The organism is Desulfoluna sp. CLI2B, assembly GCF_056847375.1.
Genome location: NZ_CP186557.1, coordinates 158,710 through 180,174, shown reverse-complemented (window position 1 = coordinate 180,174; position 21,465 = coordinate 158,710). Strand labels below are relative to the sequence as shown.

At 60.8% G+C, this 21,465-nt stretch carries 20 protein-coding genes; 15 read left to right on the top strand and 5 right to left on the bottom strand.

Features of this window, described 5'->3' with window-relative positions; translation table 11 throughout:
* The first annotated feature begins 25 nt into the window (after positions 1 to 25).
* The 13 genes from ACOYW2_RS00905 (at position 26) to ACOYW2_RS00845 (ending at position 13,259) form a co-directional block, all read left to right on the top strand.
* On the top strand, positions 26 to 658 hold the full coding sequence (locus ACOYW2_RS00905; protein ID WP_482421323.1) for a cobalamin B12-binding domain-containing protein: 633 nt from the start codon (positions 26 to 28) through the stop codon (positions 656 to 658).
* A 54-nt stretch (positions 659 to 712) separates the two neighbouring features.
* Positions 713 to 892 carry a hypothetical protein gene (locus ACOYW2_RS00900; RefSeq protein ID WP_482421322.1) on the top strand — a complete coding sequence of 60 codons (180 nt, stop codon included), beginning with the start codon at positions 713 to 715 and terminating at the stop codon, positions 890 to 892.
* A 39-nt stretch (positions 893 to 931) separates the two neighbouring features.
* On the top strand, positions 932 to 1,516 hold the full coding sequence (locus tag ACOYW2_RS00895) for a dihydropteroate synthase (RefSeq protein ID WP_482770963.1): 585 nt from the start codon (positions 932 to 934) through the stop codon (positions 1,514 to 1,516).
* 516 nt (positions 1,517 to 2,032) lie between these two features.
* A complete protein-coding gene (locus ACOYW2_RS00890) occupies positions 2,033 to 3,037 on the top strand; it encodes an ASKHA domain-containing protein (RefSeq protein WP_482769057.1) in 1,005 nt (334 codons plus the stop codon).
* Positions 2,992 to 3,636, top strand: coding sequence for an ASKHA domain-containing protein (locus ACOYW2_RS00885; protein ID WP_482770962.1), 645 nt, complete (start codon positions 2,992 to 2,994; stop codon positions 3,634 to 3,636). The genes ACOYW2_RS00890 and ACOYW2_RS00885 overlap by 46 nt, the downstream gene beginning before the upstream one ends.
* A gap of 174 nt (positions 3,637 to 3,810) precedes the next feature.
* Positions 3,811 to 5,274 (top strand): sigma-54 interaction domain-containing protein, encoded by a 1,464-nt coding sequence (locus ACOYW2_RS00880; RefSeq protein WP_482769056.1) that lies wholly within the window; start codon positions 3,811 to 3,813, stop codon positions 5,272 to 5,274.
* Positions 5,275 to 5,638: 364 nt separating this feature from the next.
* Positions 5,639 to 6,823 (top strand): mandelate racemase/muconate lactonizing enzyme family protein, encoded by a 1,185-nt coding sequence (locus tag ACOYW2_RS00875; RefSeq protein WP_482769055.1) that lies wholly within the window; start codon positions 5,639 to 5,641, stop codon positions 6,821 to 6,823.
* Between the two features lie 58 nt (positions 6,824 to 6,881).
* Positions 6,882 to 8,300 (top strand): trimethylamine methyltransferase family protein, encoded by a 1,419-nt coding sequence (locus ACOYW2_RS00870; RefSeq protein ID WP_482769054.1) that lies wholly within the window; start codon positions 6,882 to 6,884, stop codon positions 8,298 to 8,300.
* A 163-nt stretch (positions 8,301 to 8,463) separates the two neighbouring features.
* Positions 8,464 to 10,038 carry a BCCT family transporter gene (locus ACOYW2_RS00865; protein WP_482769053.1) on the top strand — a complete coding sequence of 525 codons (1,575 nt, stop codon included), beginning with the start codon at positions 8,464 to 8,466 and terminating at the stop codon, positions 10,036 to 10,038.
* A gap of 51 nt (positions 10,039 to 10,089) precedes the next feature.
* Positions 10,090 to 10,470: a RidA family protein gene (locus tag ACOYW2_RS00860; protein WP_482414819.1), complete on the top strand. Its 381-nt coding sequence runs from the start codon at positions 10,090 to 10,092 to the stop codon at positions 10,468 to 10,470.
* Between the two features lie 28 nt (positions 10,471 to 10,498).
* The gene (locus ACOYW2_RS00855; protein WP_482769052.1) at positions 10,499 to 11,131 is read left to right on the top strand and encodes a cobalamin B12-binding domain-containing protein; all 633 of its coding nucleotides are present in this window, start codon (positions 10,499 to 10,501) and stop codon (positions 11,129 to 11,131) included.
* Positions 11,132 to 11,186: 55 nt separating this feature from the next.
* Entirely contained in the window at positions 11,187 to 11,987 is an 801-nt protein-coding gene (locus ACOYW2_RS00850) for a dihydropteroate synthase (protein ID WP_482769051.1), read from the top strand.
* Positions 11,988 to 12,521: 534 nt separating this feature from the next.
* On the top strand, positions 12,522 to 13,259 hold the full coding sequence (locus tag ACOYW2_RS00845) for a hypothetical protein (RefSeq protein ID WP_482421312.1): 738 nt from the start codon (positions 12,522 to 12,524) through the stop codon (positions 13,257 to 13,259).
* Between the two features lie 6 nt (positions 13,260 to 13,265).
* Here ACOYW2_RS00845 and ACOYW2_RS00840 read toward each other — a convergent pair whose 3' ends face one another.
* From ACOYW2_RS00840 to ACOYW2_RS00825, 4 genes are all read right to left on the bottom strand, one after another.
* Complete coding sequence (locus ACOYW2_RS00840; RefSeq protein ID WP_482414815.1) at positions 13,266 to 13,883, bottom strand: DUF2284 domain-containing protein; 618 nt, start codon at positions 13,881 to 13,883, stop codon at positions 13,266 to 13,268.
* Between the two features lie 340 nt (positions 13,884 to 14,223).
* A complete protein-coding gene (locus ACOYW2_RS00835; protein WP_482769050.1) occupies positions 14,224 to 14,481 on the bottom strand; it encodes an SHOCT domain-containing protein in 258 nt (85 codons plus the stop codon).
* 339 nt (positions 14,482 to 14,820) lie between these two features.
* Positions 14,821 to 15,222 (bottom strand): Spy/CpxP family protein refolding chaperone, encoded by a 402-nt coding sequence (locus tag ACOYW2_RS00830; protein ID WP_482769049.1) that lies wholly within the window; start codon positions 15,220 to 15,222, stop codon positions 14,821 to 14,823.
* Between the two features lie 133 nt (positions 15,223 to 15,355).
* Positions 15,356 to 15,607, bottom strand: a complete 252-nt coding sequence (locus ACOYW2_RS00825; protein WP_482769048.1) for a hypothetical protein — start codon at positions 15,605 to 15,607, stop codon at positions 15,356 to 15,358.
* A 237-nt stretch (positions 15,608 to 15,844) separates the two neighbouring features.
* Here ACOYW2_RS00825 and ACOYW2_RS00820 point away from each other — a divergent pair, with 237 nt between their 5' ends.
* Together ACOYW2_RS00820 and ACOYW2_RS00815 are read left to right on the top strand one after the other, a co-directional pair.
* Entirely contained in the window at positions 15,845 to 17,554 is a 1,710-nt protein-coding gene (locus tag ACOYW2_RS00820) for an ATP-binding protein (protein WP_482769047.1), read from the top strand.
* A 56-nt stretch (positions 17,555 to 17,610) separates the two neighbouring features.
* The gene (locus ACOYW2_RS00815; RefSeq protein WP_482769046.1) at positions 17,611 to 18,999 is read left to right on the top strand and encodes a sigma 54-interacting transcriptional regulator; all 1,389 of its coding nucleotides are present in this window, start codon (positions 17,611 to 17,613) and stop codon (positions 18,997 to 18,999) included.
* A 707-nt stretch (positions 19,000 to 19,706) separates the two neighbouring features.
* Here ACOYW2_RS00815 and ACOYW2_RS00810 read toward each other — a convergent pair.
* Positions 19,707 to 21,440 (bottom strand): PHA/PHB synthase family protein, encoded by a 1,734-nt coding sequence (locus ACOYW2_RS00810; RefSeq protein ID WP_482769045.1) that lies wholly within the window; start codon positions 21,438 to 21,440, stop codon positions 19,707 to 19,709.
* Positions 21,441 to 21,465: the final 25 nt, after the last annotated feature.

Genomic DNA, 21,465 nt, shown 5'->3' with positions numbered 1-21,465 from the left:
CGACACATAACAATGGAGAGTCATCATGTCTGATTTAAAAACCATCACCGAAACCCTTATCTCCGGCGACGGCGACACCCTCATGGTTCAAGTCAAAGAAGCCCTCGACCAGGGCATCCCCGCTGGTGAAATCCTGTCCGAAGGCCTCATCGCAGGCATGGACATCGTGGGCGAGCGCATGGAGACCGGGGAGATGTTCATCCCCGAAGTCCTCATGTCCGCCCAGGCCATGGGTGAGGCCGTGGAGATCTTAAAACCCCTGCTCGCCGAAGGAGAGACCAGCACCGCAGGCCGCGTGGTCATCGGCACGGTGAAGGGAGACCTCCACGACATCGGGAAAAACCTGGTGGTGATGATGATGGAGAGCGCAGGCTTTGAAGTGACCGACCTGGGTGTGGACGTGGACGCCGACGCCTTCATGAAGGCCATCGAAGAGCTCAACCCCCATATCGTCGGGCTCTCCGCCCTTCTCGACGAGCGCAAGGTCGCCATGCGCGACACCGTGAGCAAAATCGCCGAGGCAGGCAAGAAAGACGCCGTCAAGATCATGGTGGGCGGCGCGCCGGTGAACCAGGCCTTTGCCGATGAGATCGGCGCCGACGCCTACGCCTCCGATGCCGGGTCCGCCTGCAAACTGGCCAAGGCCATGCTCAAATAAACCTGCCGGTTCGGGTGTAAGACTTCTCACGGCAATTCATCAATGAAGGAGGCCGTGTTTACCGTCATCGGAGAACGCATCAACACCACCCTGAAAAAGGTCAAGGCGGCCGTCACCGAGAGGATTCCTGGGCTGATCGCAGAGGACGTCAAACGGCAGGAAGCCTGCGGGGCCACCTACATCGACGTCAACGCCGGGGCCCGCATCGGCCATGAAGAAGAGGACATGAAGTAGACTTATCATTCCCGTCATCCAGGGGGCACCAAGCTCCCCCTGTGCCTGGACAGCCCGGACCCGGCCATCCTGGAGATGGCCTACGGCCTGGTGGAGCAGACGCCCCTCATCAACTCCATCAGCCTGGAAAAGGACCGGTTCGATCCCATGATGCAGTACTTGAAAGGAAAAGAGTGCCGCATCATCGCCCTGTGCATGGACGACTCGGGCATGCCCAAAAGCGTGGACGACATCTTCGACCGGGCCAAAACCCTGGTGGCCGAACTCGAAGGCATCGGCTTTGCACGTGACGACATCTTCATCGACCCCCTGATTCAGCCCATGAGCGTGGCCGCGGAAAACGGGAACATGGCCATGGACGCCGTGGAAAAAATCATGACCGAACTCGAAGGGGTCCACACCACCGGCGGACTCTCCAACATCTCCTACGGCCTGCCCCAGCGCAAAATGGTCAACCGCATCTTCCTGGCCATGATGATGGCAAAGGGCTACGACTCGGCCATCATGGACCCCCTGGACAAGGAGATCATGGCCGTGCTGAAAACCGCCGACATGCTCAAAGGCGCAGACAACTTCTGCATGAACTACCTGAAAGCCGTGCGTGCCGGCGACATCGTCGCCTGATCCGCCCCTGCCCGGCAGGGGCGTTCCCCCGACCCTGCCGGAACCGGATCCCGCGCGCGACCCGAAGGGCCCATGCCTGGCATGCGGCCCTTCCCCATTTGCCAGAGGCAAACGCAGGCCGTCACGGGTTAAAATGCATGGAAAAGCCTGCCTCCGGCGGCGAGGTGAGCCACCTCGAAAGCTGATTGCCGTTGCGTTTTGTCCCTCGTTCCTCGGGCCAAATCGCAACGGCCTTCGGCTCGGGCTTCGCCCGAAACATATGCTGGTGTTGCCCACGCCCCCCCTGGTACCGGAGCTATTCCGAAAAGAAAGCAAGTTAACCAGAAAAACCACGACCCTGGCTTTCGACATAATGACATGGGTATCTCCAGCAAAACGGTTGCCGAATTTCATCCGTCACGCGAATGCCTTGAGAACACACGCATAACGTCCTCCCCCCATGCATTCGCCATAGGGTTTCCAGGTGCCCCCACCTGGCCGCCGGAGGCATGTTTTTTAAATGAAGGGCTTTTTAAAATGAAACAACACACCCTCACCCTCCTGCCGGGACGACGGGTCATCGTCTGCCGGGACGGGGAATTCATCGCACCGGCCCTGGCATCGGCCGGTATCTTCCTGCGTACGGACTGCGGGGGCAAGGGGGTCTGCGGCAAGTGCCGGGTAACCCTTGAGTCCGAATCCGTGGCCCGGGTCTCAGGCGACGAAGAGACCGGCCTCAGCCGCCTGGCCTGCCGGACGAAAATCCACGGCGACATCGAGCTCACCATTCCGGCAGCCACCCTCATGACAGCCACCGCCGTCACCAAGGCCCCGGCCCTTCTCCCTTCCGGCTACACCCCGACAGGTGAGGACTTCCGCGAAGACGACCTGGGCGTGGCCGTGGACCTGGGCACCACCACCATCGCCCTCTACCTCGTGAGCCTCTCCAGCAAAAAGCTCATGGGATCCCTGTCGGTGAAAAACCCCCAGACCGTCTTCGGGGCCGATGTCATGGCCCGCATCGACGCGGTGCGCAAAAACGACGAGGCCCTTTCCACCCAGCGGACCCTTGTGGTGCGAGCCATCGAGTGGGGATGCCGGGAGCTGCTCACCCAGGCAGGCACCCAGGCTGAACAGCTCAAAAGCATCGTGGCCGTGGGCAACACCACCATGATCCACATCCTGGCCGGGGTCAGCCCGGCCCCGTTGGGCGTGGCCCCCTACGCCCCGGTCTTCACAGATATCAGGCGCCTGGCCTTTGACGACCGGGTCTTCACCCTGGCCCCGTCCACACGGTGGACCACCCTGCCCCTGCTCTCGGGGTTCCTGGGATGCGACATCATCAGCGCGGCTTTGGCCGTGAACCTGGTGAACGCGCCCGCCGGGACCCTGCTGGTGGACATCGGCACCAACGGGGAGATCATGCTGAAAAACCACGACGGGATCTACGCCGCCTCCTGCGCCACGGGTCCTGCCTTTGAGGGCGGTGCCCTTTCCTGCGGTATGCCCGCGGTGGAAGGGGCCGTGAGCAGCTCAGGCTGACCATCGACCCGGACACCAGCCGGGCGGGCCCGGCCCGGATCGGAAAGCCCGGCACCGGGGCCACCGGCATCTGCGGCTCCGGCATCATAGGTGCCATGGCCGAGCTCCTGCGCACCGGCCTGGTGCTCCCGGACGGCCGCTTCGACACCCGGCGCATCCCGGGTGCCGTGGGCACGGATTCCCAAGGGCTCCCCGCCTACACCATTGCCCCGGAAAACAATGCATCGGGTTTTCCGCCGGTCCTCATCACCCAGAAGGACATCCGGGCCCTGCAGCTTGCCAAGGGCGCCCTCATGGCAGGCATCGAGCTGCTCCTCAAGCGAGCGGGCATGGACGCCCCCACCGAGGTGCTCTTGGCCGGGGCCTTCGGCAGCGTCCTGCGGGAAGACGATGCCCTGGCCGTGGGCATGCTGCCCCAAGGCAGCCGGGGAAAGATCCGCTTTGTGGGCAATGCCGCCGGTACCGGGGCGGTGCTGGCCCTGTGTGACCGAAAAAAGTTCTCCGCCATGGAGGCCCTTGCCGCCACCACCCGGGTCTTCAACCTGGCTGATGACCCGGCGTTCAACGAACTCTTCATCAACGCCCTCAGCTTTCCGTAAAGCACCGCGAAAAACCAGCCTCCGGGGGCCAGGGAATACATCCCCTGGCCCCCCCGGGTTGCGAATGCGTTATCCCCGGCTAAAACCACTTTCCCCTTGAAACCACAACGCCACCTCCTTTAAAGTTCTTTTCATCCACCATGCCCCACCACCGCTTAAAAAAGGGACGCTGCCATGACGGATCCGGAGACTCTCTACAAACGCATCGGCCTCAGCCTGGAGGACCTGACGGGCATCCTGTCCGAAACCGACGACGGGGTCCTCATCACCGACGCCAACGGAATGATCCTCTTTTACAATGAGGCCCTGTCCCGCATCGACAGCACGGAGCGCAGCCTTGCCCTGGGGCGCCAGCTTACAGAGGTCTACACCGTCACCGAAGAGGACAGCCCCACCCTTGCCTGCCTGGCCACGGGCCGAACCATCATCCACCACACCCAGTTTTACCGAACCCGGCACGGGCGGGCGGTCTTTGCCATGCAAAACGTGTTTCCCCTCTTTGACGGGCCACGCCTCAAAGGAGCCATCTGTTTTGTCAGGGAGTACAGCGCCATTGAACGGGAGGTGGACGAAACCTCGCGGTTCCGCCTCGGAAACAGCACCGACAGAGGCAGGGAAAAGCGGTTTACCTTCGGGGACATCGTCGGCCGTTCCCCGGAGCTGCAACAATGCCTTCACACCGCCAGGATGGCGGCAGACTCCCCGTCTCCTATCATGATCTACGGGGAGAGCGGGACCGGCAAGGAGCTCTTTGCCCAGTCCGTTCACAACGACGCCCCCTGGCGGGACAGCCCCTTTGTGGCCGTCAACTGCTCGGCCATCCCGGAAACCCTGCTGGAAGGCATCCTCTTCGGAACCTCCAAAGGGGCCTTTACCGATGCCCGGGACAAGGCCGGGCTCTTTGAAAAGGCCAACGGAGGGACCCTGTTCCTGGATGAGGTCAACTCCATGCCCTTGGGGCTCCAGGCCAAGCTGCTTCGGGCCATCCAGGAGAAAAAAATCAGGCGGGTGGGCTCGGCCACGGAGATCAGCATCGAAGTCAAGGTGATCAGCTCCGTCAACGAGGAACCCCGGAAAGCCATTGAAACCGCCACCCTTCGTCGGGACCTCTACTATCGCCTCGCCGTGGTCCACATCGCCATCCCCCCGCTTCGAGAGCGCATGGAGGACATCCCCCTTCTGGTGGATCATTTCATCGCCAAGTGCAACACCAAGCTCAACCGGGCCATCCGCAGCGTCTCCGACGAAGTCATGGGCCTTTTTCATGCTTACGCCTGGCCCGGCAACATCCGGGAGCTGGAACATGTCATCGAAGGAGCCATGAACCTGGTGGGCGACCTGCACCAGATTGAGCGCATCCACATGCCCAGCCACTTCATGGCGTCAGTGACCCAATCCGACACCCCACCGGTTGAGAGCACTGCGCCCCGGGCCCCGGAGACTCTCCCCCTGCCGCCCATGAAAACTGGTGCTTCGCTGCCCGAACTGCTCAACACCTATGAAAAGACCATCCTGAACCGTCAGCTCGCCGCCCATAACGGAAACGCGGCCAAAGCGGCGCGTTCACTGGGGATTTCCCGCCAGCTCATGTACCACAAGATGCGAAAACTCGGCATCCCGGGAGACCGGCACCGTTAGCCCAGTGCTCACTGCGTCCACCAGCCCACAGCACCGGTGAAGCAAACCGACAAATATTTTTTCCTTTTTCCGACAAATTTATTTGTCAGCCTCCACCAAGCACGACAAAAATATTTGTCATTTGGTGTTCCCTGTCCGTAAACCGCCCATCATGTTACAATGCGACACTCCGCCACAACCCACTGAAACACAAGCCTATTTTTTTAACCAACCGCATCTCATCTCTTTTTTTCCTGCCAAAAAGGCAAGCATGGCCCTCCTCTTGCAATAAAAAACAGTGCCATTTACGGAAGGTTACCTCCGTGAGGCGTTTGTTTTCCCATGCACCATGGCAATGCCCAACATCACACAGGAGACAAGACAAATGAAAATAACTCGTGTCCAGGCCACGGCAGTCAGCATCCCCTTTGACGCTCCTTATATCTGGTCCGTAGGGGAATACACGGGCATCACGCGCGTCATCGTGGAAGTGGAGACCGATGACGGGATCGTGGGCATTGGAGAGGCGCCGTCCTGGGAGTGCGAAGCAGACATCAACGATCACATGGCGCCCAGGCTTATGGGGGCGGACCCCTTTGACCTGGAAGCCTGCGAACTCCTCTGTGTCCCGGAGACAAAGGTTCTGGCCAACACGGACGGCAACACCCCCCTGAAATCCTTCGGGGGCATTGAGATGGCCCTCTGGGACATCCGTGGCAAGGCCTGGGACATGCCCCTGTACAAGCTGCTCGGGGGAGCGGTCCGCAAGGAAATCCCCTTTACCGAGTACTACGCTTTCCGCCCCCAAAACGGAAACGCCGGGGGCCTGAAAACAGCCGTGGAGATCGCAGATTACTGCGCCCGCATGCGCGCAGAGCACGGCTCCACCTTCTTTGAAGGCAAATGCTCCACGGGCAACCCCGCCCTGGACATTGAGGTGACCCGGGCAGTGCGGGAAGCCGTGGGCGAGGACGCCATGATCCGCCTGGACGGCAACATGGCCTGGACCCTTCCCTCGGCACAGCAGCTCCTGGCCGGCATCGAGCCCCTCAACATCCGGAACTTCGAGGACCCGGTGCCCACCTTCTGGGAGATGGAAAAACTGCGCAAGCACTCGGCCATCCCCTTTTCCACCCACACCCCGGACCTTGCCCTTGCCACGCGCATCGGGGTGCCGGACACCTTCGTATTGAACCTCACGGCCCTGGGGGGGATCTCCCGGACCCTGCGGTTCATCGCGGCCTGTGAGCACATGGGCATCGGGTTCTGGTTCTACAGCGGGGACACGGGCCTTGCCACCACGGCCTACATGCACGTCACCGCCGCCGTGCGACACATCTGCGAGCCCCACCAGTCCCTCTTCCGCTTCATGACCGAAGACGTCATTGAGGAAGGGCCGTACAACGTCGTCAACAACACCGTGCCCGTCCCCGAAGGGCCGGGCCTCGGGGTGACCCTCTCCCGGGAAGCCATGGAGCGGTGCCACCGGCGGTTTGTAGAGCAAGGCCCCATGGACCAGTACCGAAACCCTGGAAACAACAATACGTACCTGCGTGTGCCCCTGGGATAAAAGAATAACGGCCCAGCGCCAAGTCAAGCCACCACTTCAAGTCAAGGATAAGGACACCGTGAACCAAAAGCTTCAAAAAATCCACGAGGCATCCATGACCATTCTCCGGGACGTGGGCGTTCGCCTCCACCACCGGCAGACCCTGGAAACCTTGGACAAAAACGGAATCCGCGTGGAGGGAGACACCGCCTTCTTCACCGAGGAACAGATCATGGAACGGGTTCGCCAGGCCCCGTCCCACTTCACCCTCCATGCCCGAAACCCGGAACATGACGTCACCGTCGGGGCCGGCACCACAGCCTACATCGGCGGTTACGGCAGCCCATCCATCATCGAAGCCGACGGGTCAAGGCGCAACGCCACCTTCGCAGACTACCTCCGGTTCCTCAAACTGGTGCACCAGACCCCTGAGTTTCGCATCAACGGGGGGATTCTTGCCCAGCCCTCGGACATCGCCTCGGCCCAGTTCCAGCTCCTCATGACCTACGCGGCCATGCGCTTTTCCGACAAGTGCATTATGTCCCAGCCCGGCTCCGCCCAAGAGGTGGAGGCCGTCATGGAGATGGCCGCCATCCTCTTCGGGGGCCGGGACGCCCTGCGGGAAAAACCGCGCCTCATCGCCCTGATCAACACCCTGAGCCCCCTTCAGATGGACACCCACACCCTGGAGACCCTGTGGGCTTATGCCACCCACCGCCAGCCCGTCATCATCGGGGCCGGGGTCATGTGCGGCACCACCGCCCCGGTGACCCTTGCAGGGAGCCTGGCCCAGGGCAACGCAGAGACCCTGGCCGGTGTGGCCATCGTCCAGATCATCCAGCCCGGCACCCCGGTGGTCATGGCCATCAACACCACCCCGGTGGACATGCGCACCGCAGGGGTCAACATCGGCTCACCGGATCACGCCCTGGCCGTCACCTACTGCGCTGGTTTGTCCCGCATGTACGGCATCCCCTGCCGCTGCGGCGGCACCAACACCGATGCCAACGGCCCCACGGCCCAAAGCGGGGCCGAAGCCATGATGTCCATGTTCGTCTCGTTGCAGGAAAAGGTCAGCCTGGTCATCCACAGCGCCGGTATCCTTGACGGGTGGGCGGCCATGTCCTTTGAGAAATTCATCGCCGATGTGGACATCATCCGCCGGGTCGAGCGGTTCTTTGCCGACACGCCGGTGGATGACGACGCCCTGGCCGTAGACGCCGTGCGGGCGGCAGGTCCGGGGGGGCAATACCTCACCTCGCCCCACACCATGAAGAACTGCCGCAAGGCGTCCTGGATCTCCGACATCGCCCTGAGCGGTCCGCTGCCCGAAGGCACCACGGCCTTTGAGGCATCCATTGGAAAAGTCCACCAGACCATGGAGTCCCTGGTGGGGACCTACAAAGAACCGGCCCTGCCCCCCGAAACACAGGGGGACCTTGAAAATTACCTGAAGGAAAAAGGAGTGGACCTGACCGTTTTGACCCACCTGACCTGACCGGAAACCATCGACCCTTTTTGATGATGTATGCGTCTGTTTCCCGGCCGGTCCGCAGCCCATGCAGCCCCAGGACCTGCCGGGAATGACTGCCACCGTCTGTGCCCCTGGCCTCAAACGGTCACGGCCCACACGGCGGCAACTGAGAGTAAGGAGGAGTGAGATGAGCAGCATGAGTCAACATGAAAGCACCACCACCCCGCCCACCCCAACCCCAGCCGAGCGTCCCGCGGCCTGGTTCCTTCGCATGGACCGGTTCGTTGTGGGCATGTCCATGGCCGCCATCGTGGGTTTCATGGCCTGGACCCTCATGGCACCGGAAGCCATGAGCAAAGCCATGAAGGCCTTTTTCAACTTTGCGACCCACCAGTTCGGCTGGCTTTACCTGATCACCGGCATCTTTTTCTGCGCCTTCGCCCTCTGGCTTGCCTTTGGTCCCTTCGGCCACGTCAAGCTGGGCAAAGACAATGAAAAACCCCGGTTCTCCTTCTTCTCCTGGTTCAGCATGATCTTCGCCTGCGGCTACGGCATCGGTGTGGTCTACTGGGTGGCGGCCGAGCCCCTGAGTTTCTACTCCTCGCCCCCCTTCGGCATCGACCCCTTGAGCCAGCAGGCCGGAGAGATCGCCCTGGCCTACACCTATTTCCACTGGGGCTGGACGCCCTGGGCCATATACCTCGCCATTTCGGCGCCCATCGGCTACCTGATGTTTCGACGGGAGGAAGCGCCCCGGTTTTCCACCATGCTGCGCCCCCTCATCGGCACCCTTGCCGACGGCCGCTTTGGCAAGACCCTGGATGCCTTCCTGGTGCTGGGGACCATCTTCGGCATCGCAACTTCGGCCGGCTTCGGCATCATGCAGCTTGCCTCGGGCCTCAACCACTTCTTCGGGCTGACGGTCAACGCCGGGCTCTACCTGCTCATCGCCGGTATCTGGCTCGTCCTCTACACGGCAAGCTCCATCTCGGGCATCGACAAGGGGATCAAAATCCTCAGCAACATCAACATCCCCCTGGCCATTGCCCTCATGGCCATGGTTCTCATCCTCGGCCCCACGCTTTTCATCTGCGACCTGGGCTTCAACTCCCTGGGCCTTTACATCAATAACTTCTTCAAGTTCAGCTTCCACACCGACCCCATCGCCGCAGGCGGGTTTCCCCAGGGATGGACCATTTTCTACTGGGCCTGGTGGATCGCCTGTGCCCCGGCCACCGGCATGTTCATCGCCTCCATCTCCAGGGGCCGCACCATCAAAGAGGTGGTCCTTGTTCACATGGCCGTGGCCCCTTTTGCCACCTGGATGTGGTTCGCCACCTTCGGCTCCACCGCCCTGCACCAGCAGATCAGGCAAGGCGTCGACCTGGTGGGCCAGATGAAATCAGGCTCCGGCGACATCATCTTTGCGGTCCTGAACAACCTGCCCTTCGGCAACCTCATGGGCGTCATGTTCCTCTTTCTTGTCCTCTTCTTCCTGGCCACCACCGTGGACTCCTTTGCCTATGTCTGCGCACAGATCTCCACGCGGAAAAGCCAGGGTCCGGAAGTGCCACCCAAACCCATCCGTGCCCTGTGGGCCATCTCCATCGGTGTCATCAGCGTCACCCTGGTGCTCTTCGGGGAGGGGATCTCCGGGTTGCAGCTCTCCTCCATCGCCGCCTCCCTGCTGATTATCTTTGTGATGATCGCCATCTGCTTTGCCATGGTCAAGCTGCTCAAAAAACATGAAGTGCCCCGCTAACCGAACCTTTCCGGGCGGCCCTGCCGCCCGGTTTATCATGGAGACCACACCGTGAAAGAGATCATCACAACACCCCGCGCCCCCGAAGCCGTGGGCCCGTATGCCCAGGCCGTTCGCCACGGCAACACCCTCTACCTCTCCGGCCAGCTCGCCATGAACCCCGAGACAGGCCTCTTTGAACGGGAAAGCGTGGCCCGGCAGACCCTTCGCTGCATGGAGAACATCAAAGCCGTCCTGGAGGCGGCCGGGAGTTCCATGGCAAACCTCCTCTCCTGCACCGTCTTTCTCTCCTCCATGGACCACTTCGATGCCTTCAACGACGTCTATGCCTCCTACTTCCCGGACCATCCTCCGGCCCGGATCACCGTGGCCTCTGCCGGAATTTTCGACGGCCTGGATGTTGAAATCGCTGCCGTGGCAGCCCTGGATTAATCACCCAATCAACGGAGACCTTAATGTGATGTGTGACATGACAGCCCTGACCCAAACCCTCATCGCCGGAGACGGCGACGCCCTCATTGCCCAGGTCAACCAGGCCCTGGACCAGGGCACTGCCCCCAACGACATCCTCTCTTCCGGCCTCATCGCAGGCATGGACATCGTGGGCGAACGCATGGAGACCGGGGAGATGTTCATCCCCGAAGTCCTCATGTCCGCACAGGCCATGGGAGAAGCCGTGGAGATCTTAAAACCCCTGCTCTCCGAAGAGGATGCCACCTCGGCGGGGCGTGTGCTCATCGGCACGGTGAAGGGAGACCTCCACGACATCGGGAAAAACCTCGTGGTGATGATGATGGAGAGCGCAGGCTTTGAAGTCACCGACCTGGGTGTGGACGTGGAGGCCGACGCCTTTATCGCGGCCATCGACGACCTCAAGCCCCATATCGTGGGGCTCTCCGCCCTTTTGACCACCACCATGCCGGCCATGCGGGACACCGTGAACAAAATCGCCGAGGCCGGCAAAAACGAGGGCCTGAAGATCATGGTGGGCGGGGCACCGGTGAACCAGGCCTTTGCCGATGAAATCGGCGCCCACGCCTACGCCGCCGATGCCGGATCCGCCTGCAAGCTGGCCAAGGCCATGCTCAGGTAAACCTGCCGGTTCGCGAATTCATTTTTTACGGGAAGTCATCAGTGTAAGGAGGACCATGTTTACCGTCATCGGAGAACGCATCAACACCACCCTGAAAAAGGTCAAGGCGGCCGTCACCGAGAGGGACGCCCACTACATCATAGAGGACGTCAAACAGCAGGAGGCCTGCGGGGCCACCTACATCGACGTCAACGCCGGGGCCCGCATCGGCCATGAAGAAGAGGACATGAAGTGGCTCCTCTCCGTCATCCAGGGGGCCACCAAGCTCCCCCTGTGCCTGGACAGCCCGGACCCGGCCATCCTGGAGATGGCCTACGGCCTGGTGGAGCAGACGCCCCTCATCAACTCCATCAGCCTGGAAAAGGACCGGTTCGACCCCATGATGCAGTACTTGAAAGGAAAAGAGTGCCGCATCATCGCCCTGTGCATGGACGACTCGGGCATGCCCAAAACCGTGGATGACATCTTCCACCGGGCCAAAGCCCTGGTGGCCGAACTCGAAGGCATCGGCTTTGCACGGGACGACATCTTCATCGATCCCCTCATCCAGCCCATGAGCGTGGCCCCAGGAAACGGGACCATGGCCATGGACGCCGTGGAAAAAATCATGACCCAGCTCCAAGGGGTCCACACCACCGGCGGCCTCTCCAACATCTCCTACGGCCTGCCCCAGCGCAAGATGGTCAATCGCATCTTCCTGGCCATGATGATGGCCAAAGGCTTTGATTCAGCCATCATGGACCCCCTGGACAAGGAGATCATGGCCGTGCTGAAAACCGCCGACATGCTCAAAGGCGCAGACAACTTCTGCATGAACTACCTGAAAGCCGTGCGCGCCGGCGACATCGTCGCCTGATCCGCCCCTGCCCGGCAGGGGTATTCCCCCGACCCTGCCGGTGCCGGATCCCGCGCGCGACCCGAAGGGCCCATGTCACGGCATGCGGCCCTTCCACAAGGGTTAACGCATTTGGACTTTTGCCACCGGCGGCCCTGCCGGGGGCCAAACGTTTGCCAATTTAGATGCCTTGGGTTTGACAAACAGGTTTTGTTTTTTGAGGATGCGTCCCTACAGGGCATTGCCCCTCTTCTTTTTTCATTACCGGAACGTTTTTGCGGAGCTTTTTTCAAAAAGCGACCCGCCGGAGGCAACTGGGTTTTTACATGCGTTGGCTCTGGCCTTTCCACGTTTCGGCCTTGCCCTCGGCGCCTTGAGTGTGCTATTTTTTTTAAAAAAAATGACCACGGGTGCTTACAATGGCGTAAGCCCCCATAATCGGCAATGTAGCCCGCTTGAACGTCCTTATGGATGGACCGTTCGCGCGGGCTTTTTTTGTGCATAAAAAACCCGATGTCCCTAACGGGTCATCAGGTTGTGGAGTCTTGTAACATCATGGGAAACACGGGACGCATCCTTACCATCGATGCACGCATCACGCCGGAAGAGGTCCTTGCCCTGGCCGCTTCGGCATGGTCCGACCAACCGGACGCCCCGGCCGTCGCCGAAAAAATCGTGGGGGAGATGAACCGCATCATCCGCCCCGAGGCCCTGTTCCAATGGTTTGATTTAGAAAAGGTCCTGGACGGGGAGATCATGATCACGGAACCGGTCTCCGGCACCTCGGCCCGTCTCACCACCGGCGGATTTTCCCCGTACTTTCACCGGGCCACCCGTTTCCTGGCCGCCCTGTACACCCTGGGCCCCAAGGTGGACACCCTGCTTCACCGCCTTACGACAAAAGACAGGGAAATGGAGGCCCACTTCGTGAACATGGGCTCCCTGGCCGCCCTCACCCGCACCGCCTCGGTCCTCACCCGGCTGGCCGAAAACCGCGCAAAACAGGAAGGGGTCGGTGTCAGCCCCCCTTTGAGCCCCGGCTCCATCGAAGGGTGGGAGCTCCACAGCCAACGCGAGCTGTGCGCCCTCTTTCCCATGGACGCCATCGGTATCACCCAGGGAGACGACGCCATCCTCTCCCCCATGAACACCCTGTCGGTGGTCATCGCCATCGGCCCGGGATTCACGGACGCAAAGGCCGGCTCCCCCTGCCGCCTCTGCCGCATGGGGGGAAGCTGCACCCTCACCTGCAGCAACCACAAAGCCACCCTCACCCAGAGGGCGGCCGGATAAGACGCATCAGGGGGTCTGCCCCACCAGAACCAGGCCGGCCAGGGCCCCCATCTGCCCGTCGGAGGCACAGCTCTCAGAGGTCACCTTGTTCACCGGCCAGCCCGCCAGCTCGCACAGGGCGGTAAAATCCAAGCCGAGCCCCGACATGGAGGGTTTGGAGAGCCCCTCGTGACGGCAGAGCCCTCCTTTGAGCCTCAGGCACTCGTCAAACCCGCTGCAAAAAAGCGTTTTGCACCCGCCCGTGGCCACACCCATGGTCACCACACACCCCGCCCGTCCGGCAAACCGCTCCAGAATCGCTGCGGTCTCGTGGATCTTCCGGGAGACGGGCAACCGCTCATCGGTCATCAACACCGAGACCGGCAGATCGTACTTGAACACCACTGCCTTTTCATACCAGGCAAGGGAAAGCTGGAACTCCCGTGCCGAGGGCCCGTTGGGCGGACAGTGCCCGGAGGTGCCGTAGCTGGGGCACTGGGGCTCACGGCAGTACCGTACAAGCTCCGGGTTCACCGTCAGTGCCGAAGCGTCCACCACCTCAGCCTCCGAGGCGCCGAACTCCAAGGCAATGGCCACCATCTGCTCTGTTATTTCCTGAAGACTCATGGGTCGGGTGTTGGTCATCTCTGCATCCTGATTCGGGTTGGGTTGATTCCCTTTTGTATACCACAGGTGAAAACCAGGGTGCAGTCAAAATACGACCGGTCACGGGGTAAAGGGCTTTCCCCAGGGCCAACGCATGTAACGATTCCGTTGCATCCGGCGGGTCGCTTTTTGAAAAAAGCTCCGCAAAAACGTTCCGGTAATCAAGACACGCCTCTCCAGTCCCGCAGGATCTGAAGAGGCGTGTCTTGATAAACAAAAAAATGAAACCTGTGTGTCAAACTTTTCAAAAGTTTTGCCCCCGGCAGGGCCGCCGGAGGCAAAATCTAAATGCGTCTGCCCTGGGCTTTCCCCTCTTTGGCTACCCATTGTCCAGGACACGACGGGCCCTTCGATACTCCTCGGCTGTCAGCTCCCCGCGGGCAAAGCGGTTGTCGAGAATAGCCGACGCCTCGCCCCCCGGGGCCGGGGAGGGGACGCCACCTGAGCCGGCCACGCGCCTGGCCGCCCAGACCACAAACCCGATGAGGGCTGCCCAGAAAAGAAGGTGAACGATCCACCCCCAAGCATGGGGGATCCCCATGCCTGCAAAGCCGAACAAGGTGTTACACTGCCACATAACGCTCTCCTTAACCCGGATATTTCATGAGAAAACAACCCACCAAGAGAAAATGCTATTATTTCGGATTGATAAAACAAAAACGCCAACTATTTTGAACATGCAAAATGTAAATCGACGTTTGCTGTTTGATTTTCTCCCCCTTCGGGCGAGCCGAGTGCACCCATCTTCTGCGTTATCAGAGCTTTGAGGTAAACAACTACATCTGCAGCTCTGATGCCTTGAATATGGGTGCACTCGACTCGTGAAATATCCGGGATAGATTCCGGTGACACCGAACATCCCGGATCGCGCCCGCAGGCGCCGATCCGGTGTTCGGTTCACGGGTTGTCAAACAGCCTACCAGTTCTTGTGATGACGTCCCTGGTTGGGTCCGTCACCCATGCCATGGCCCTGACCGTGCCCCATGCCCAGGCCTTTGAGGTATGGTGGCTGCACGGCTTTTTCACGGAGCTGGTCTTTCAGGGCAACGATCTCTCCGGAGAGCTTGCCGGCCGTCTTGGGGTCGGGGTTCTCACCGGCCATGAGGGCGCGGTACTCGCCTTTCTTTGCCGCAAGGTTCTGGCGAAGCTCGGCGGTGTCCTTCATAAAGGCCTGCCGCGCCTGGATCTGCTCGTCGGTCAGGTTCTGCTGGATGCATCCTCCGTCCCTGTATCCGTGATGTGCCCGTCCTGCAAAGACCTGCGTGGCTGTAAATCCGGTGATGGCTACGGCGATAAGGATAAGTGCGATTTTTTTCATGGTCTGACTCCTTTACTGTTTTATTCCAAAATAAATGATTGTGTTGTTTGGTTTGAAACCTGATGCCGGTTGGAGATGCCGGCGTTTGACAAGAAGATATTCCAAGAGCCGTGCCAAACCCGTCAATTATATTTTAACATATTGAAAATATTATATATTTTATGGAAATTTGCAACATAGAACCATGGCATGGCATTCGCGGGGTGTGGTATAATGCCCCACCGAGAATGGGACGAGGTGGGGGGTGTCCAAAAATGCCCCACATCATGCCGGGCACACGAAAGGCCGAACCTGAAAAAACAGGATTGGCCCCTTGATCTTCCCGGATTGCCCACGCCTGCAACATTGAAAGAATATCTTTTATTCCCGAAATGTTGATCATCACCCATGGTTTCCTTCTTGCTGAAAAAGCCCTGTGCACTGGCCTCAATGGCCACCTGTACATAAAGGTGGCGTCAATTTTGCATCTTGTTCTAAGCTTGATCTGAACTTGGCTTGGACCTGGCTCCGGGCCTGCAACCGAAGTTGGGATACGGACCGTTCAGTCGGCCTCTATCCCCCACGAATCGACTCGCCGAAAGGCGCTTTTGACCATCACTGCAACAAAGGTGTGTAGGCGGCAATGAAACTGACACTGGAACGATCATCCAACACAAACCGATCCGGAATCTGGGTAGCGGCAGGGGCCGTCATAATCCTCATCCTGGTGGTGCTCCTTCTGGCCGTGCGCAACCATCGCCGTGAGGTGGACAACGCCCAGGCCCTTCTCCTGGCAAAGGGGGACGCCCTCATCCGGACCATCGAAGCGGGCACCCGGGCCGGGATGATGCGGATGCGGTGGGGACGCGGCCAGCTCCAACACCTCCTGGAAGAGACCGGGCATCAGCCCGGCGTCCTCTTTCTTGCCATCACCACCCCGTCCGGCCGTATCCTGGCCCACAGCGACCGGGACTTTCTGGGTCGAAACCTCACACTCCCGGAAGGGACCAAAGAGGCCAAAGGCCTCCGCATCCTCCAGCGGGAAGAGACCGATGGAAACCTCACCTTCCTTGTCTGGCGGGAATTCCGGCCCCTGAAAATCGACAAACGGCCCGGACACATGGGGGACCACATGGACGGAATGCACGGGCGGGACCACATGGGAACGTGGAAAGCCAGAAAAGACCATCGCCTCTTCCCTGAAGAGAGGGACAAGCCCCTCATTGTCCTGGCCCAGGACCGAACCCCCTATGAGGTGGTCCAGCAGGACCCTAGCTTACCCGTGATCTCGGGGCTCTTGCTCCTTCTGGGTGTCGGGGGCATTGCCTCCCTGTTCTGGTTCCAGAACTACCGACTGACACGTGAGAGCTTAAGGGACACCAGCGCCATGGCAAGGGAGGTGGTCACCTCCCTTCCCGTGGGGCTCATGGTGGTGGACCGGAGCGGCGCCGTGGCCTTTATGAACCAGGCCGCCGAAAAACTCTCCGGCCTCACGGACGACGAGGTGAGAGGCAAGCCCGCCGCCGTTGTGCTGCCCGGCCTCATGGAGACCGTCAACACCGCCCTTGTCACAGGAAACCCCCTCCACGAGGAAGAGCACCTCTGCCGGTTTGCCGCCCACCGGGTCATCCCGGTGAGCATCAGCGCCTCGGACATCGTCCACGAGGACGGCGGCAACGTGGGACGCGTGGTGATCTTAAGGGATTTGCGGGAGGTCAAGCGCCTGGAAAAAGAGCTTCGCCACAAGGAGAAACTGGCCGCCATCGGAGACATGGCCGCAGGCGTGGCCCACGAAATCCGCAACCCCTTGAGCTCCATCAAGGGCATCGCCACCTATTTCAAGGGGCTCTTTGACGAATCCCATGACGCCAGGGAGACCGCAGGGGTCATGATCGACGAGGTGGACCGCCTCAACCGGGCCGTCACCGAACTCCTCACCATCGCCGGGCCCACCCGCCTGGTGACGGCACGCCACGACGTGGGGGAGATTATCCAGCGCGCCGTCCGCCTCGTGGAGGCCGAGGCCGACACCCTGGGTGTGAGCCTCACGGTGAAGGCCCCCGAGGCCCCGATTATGGCCCTTCTGGACGCAGACCGCCTCACCCAGTCCCTGCTGAACCTGTTCCTCAACGCCCTTCAGGCCATGAAGGGCCAGGGCGGAGAGCTTGGTGTCACCCTGGAAGAGACGCCCGAAGCGGTCCACCTCTCGGTTGCCGACACGGGCTGCGGCATGGACGAGGCAACCCTTGCGAGCCTCTTTGACCCCTATTTCACCACCAAGGCCGACGGAACTGGCCTGGCTGGATTCGCGCACAGAACATCATCGAAGCCCACGGCGGCACCATTGAGGTGACCAGCCACCCGGGGCAGGGTGCGCGCTTTGACATCGAGCTTCCCCAAGGAGAGTAAATGAGCCGAAAAATAAGGGTCCTCATCGTCGACGACGACCGGGGCCACCGCATCACACTGAACACCCTGCTTACCAGCTGGGGCCACGAAACCGGCATGGCCGAGGACGGCCTCCAGGCTGTGGCCCGCATCAAAGAGGCCTCCTGGGACGCCGTGCTCATGGACGTACGCATGGCCGAAATGGACGGCATCTCCGCCATGAAGGAGATCAAGGCTTACAACCCGGCCATCCCCATTTTGATCATGACCGCCTACTCCTCGGTGGAGACCGCAGTGAGCGCCCTCAAGTCCGGGGCCTATGACTACCTGATGAAACCTTTGGATTTTGACCTGTTGAAGCTGACCCTGGACCGGGCCGTGGAACACGCGGGGTTGAAAGAGGAAAACCGGAAGCTCAAAGCCACCATGGGGGACTCGCCCTTGGATGAGATCATCGGCTCCAGCCCGGCCATGAAGGAGCTCGGGGAGATGCTGATGATGATCGCCCCCTCCGAGGCCACGGTCCTCATCACCGGGGAGAGCGGCACCGGCAAGGAGATGGTGGCCCGGCTCATCCACAGGAAGAGCTCTCGGAACCACAACCCCATGGTGGTGGTGAACTGCGCCGCCCTCACCGACACCCTCCTGGAGTCCGAACTCTTCGGCCACGAGCGGGGCGCCTTTACCGGGGCGGACCGGCGACGCGAGGGTCTTTTCATGCAGGCCGACGGCGGCACCCTCTTCCTGGACGAGATCGGGGAGACCTCAGCCGCCATGCAGGCCAAGCTCCTCAGGGTGATTCAGGAGCGGGAGTTCCAGGTGGTAGAGCTCTGCCACTCCGCGGTGGACGTGCGCATCATCGCCGCCACCCACCGGGACCTGGCCGAGGAGGTCAAGGAAGGGCGCTTCCGGGAAGACCTCTTCTACCGGCTCAACGTGGTCTCCCTTGCCATCCCCCCTCTGCGAAAACGCCACGGGGACATCCCCCTGCTCGTCCAGCACTTTGCCGACACCTACGCTGAAAAAAACCGGAAAATAGTCAAAGGCATCACCCCCGAAGCCATGGACCGCCTTGTCCGCCACCCCTGGCCCGGCAACGTCCGCGAGCTGGAAAACACCATGGAACGGGCCGTGATCCTCATGTGCGGCGAATTTATCTCCGAACGGGAACTCCCCATGACCCTCACCGCAGGGAACGCCCCCGCCCCCCACCACGATATCCCCCCCTCCATGGCAGGACGCCCCCTGGCCGAACTGGAAAAGGAGGCCATCGTCGCCACCCTCCGAGAGACCGGAGGCAACAAAAGCGAAACCGCAAGGCGCCTGGGCATCAACCGCAAAACCCTTCACCTCAAAATCAAAGCCTACGGCCTGGAGGGAGGGGGGTGCAGTCCAGAAAGCTGGAGATAAAAGGGAGAAAGGGAGAAAAAAGGCCTCCGGCGGCAAGGTGGGGGCACCTTGAAACCCTATGGAAAGGCAGTAGAAGCTGTTAATGACACTATCGCGATCGCGCGCGCATACCAACCGCCTCTGCAGGAGGGACCTGTTTCATTCTTCTTCAGTAGTGTCCGGTTAGCTTTTTGCATTAAATGAATCGTAACTATTCAGCCCATCATCGTTCTTGAAGGCCGCTTGTCATGTCTTACGTTCCGGGAACCGAGGACCGTAGGGTGTGCTTGCGCACCATTTGTCTGAAAGACCGCCACCCATCGTCATATCCAAGCAATACGAGGCCTCTGTCACCTCGGCTTCGGTGGGCGATACTGTGCTTCGATGGTGCGCAAGCGCACCCTACGTTTCAACTGAGGAGATCGTCCGTTGAAATTGACCTTATGAAAGATATAGTGGTCAATAAAAAACGATCAAAAAAGCGTAAAAAGCCACGTGCAAAGACCTAACCGGACATCACTGATTCTTCTTGGGGCTTTATGGTGAATGCGTGGAGATCGTTGTGATCCACAGCCCCTGTTACGGGCGTAGCCCGTCAGCGAATGTGATCGGCCTGAGGAACGAAGGCCGGGAGCATTCGCGACCCTGGGGTCAAGGGGCTCAGCCCCTTGCCGCCGGAGGCCTGCTTTCTCCACTCACGTTACCATAAAAGGAATGTACGCCCATGACTACCGTCCGAACACGTATCGTCCCGGGGCGGGGCAGCCTTCTCCTGTGCCTGTAAACCGGCCCATGGGCGGGGGAGTCCCCTTTTTCCCGGACCCTGCCAGGAGCCATCGCTGCCAGTCGATCCACCAGGAGCCTTCCTTCACCGGGGTGTCGTGGTACCAGTGGCCCGGGGGCATGTAGCGCTGTCCTTCCCTGATGGTGGCGATGCGGTATCTGCGGCCGGGGTGTCCGGGTTCGCTGACGATGCCTGCGTTGTGGCCGCCCCGGGTGAGGACAAAGGTGACGGAGCGGGCGTCTGAAGAGAGGTGGAACTTGTAGACCGAGGTCCAGGGGGCCACGTGGTCCTGTTCCGTGGCCACGAGGAAGACCGGTTCGTGGATGTCGCTGATCACCACCGGGCGTCCTTTGACTTGAAAGCGCCCCTCGGAAAAGTCGTTATTCAGGAACAGGTCCCGAAGGTAGCGGCAGTGCATGCGGCTCGGCATGCGTGTGGCGTCGGCGTTCCAGGTCATCAAATCATTTAAGGGCTCGCGCCTGCCCATGAGGTAGCGGGTCACCCAGGTACCCCAGATGAGGTCGTAAGCCCTGAGCATCTGAAAGGCGGCGGCCATCTGCCCGGTATCCAGGTAGCCCTGAAAGTGAATGATGTCCTCCAGGAAACTCAACTGGGCATGGCCGATGAAGAGCATCAGCTCCCCGGCCTCGCTGAAGTCGGTCTGGGCGGCAAGGAGGGTGAGGCTTTTTAGGCGGTCGTCCCCATCCCGTGCCATGGCCGAGGCAGCCATGGCAAGGACGGTGCCCCCCAGACAGTAACCCACGGCATGGGCCTTTTTGCCGGGGATCACCTCCTCTATCTTGTCCACGGCCTCCATAACCCCCAGCTCGATATAGTCCTCCAGGTCGGTCTCCCGGTCCTCGTACCCCGGGTTCTTCCAGGAAACCATGAACACGGTGTGTCCCTGGTCCACCAGGTATTTCACCATGGAGTTTTCCGGGGAGAGATCGAGGATGTAGTACTTCATGATCCAGGCCGGGATGATGAGCACGGGGTTGTCCACCACCTCCCCGGTGGCGGGGCGGTACTGGATGAGCTCCATGAGGCGGTTGCGGTAGATGACCTCTCCGGGGGTGACGGCCAGGTCCTTTCCCACGGAAAGCGCGGGTTCGTCCCGGGGCACGGGCCAGCCCCAGAGGCGCAGCATGTCCTCCGCCCAGAAAAGCCCCCCACGGGCAAGGTTGGCTCCCCCCTCTTCCGCGGTGAGGCGCATGAGCTCCGGGTTGGTCCACAGGTGATTGCAGGGAGAAAAAAAGGCCAGCATCTCCCGGCCGAGAAAGGAGATAAACGCCTTGTGCCTGGGCTTCATGCCCGGCACATCCGTGGCATAGGACTCCCACCAGCGGCAGCCCTTCTCGTAGATCACGCGCATGGAGAGGTAGGGTTCCGACTCCCAGACAGGATCGTCGCACCGGCAGCGCGATCGGTCCCGATCCGAAAGCTCCGTGGCATCGGCCGGGGGACGTGACCTTTCATCTAAGGCCTCGGCGGCCAGCTCCCAGAACCGGAGCCACAACGTGGCCTGGGTCCCGGGTGAGTTGGCCAGGTGAAGGAGCCAGTCGCTGAAGGCCAGCCCTGTGGCCACCGGTGAAAAGTTCATGGTCCAGCGCCCCTGTATGGCATGCCAGAGGCTGTCCAGCTCATGGAAGGGTCGGGATTCGACTCTCTCTTGCGTCATCGGGTTACCCCCTGATGTCGGTTGC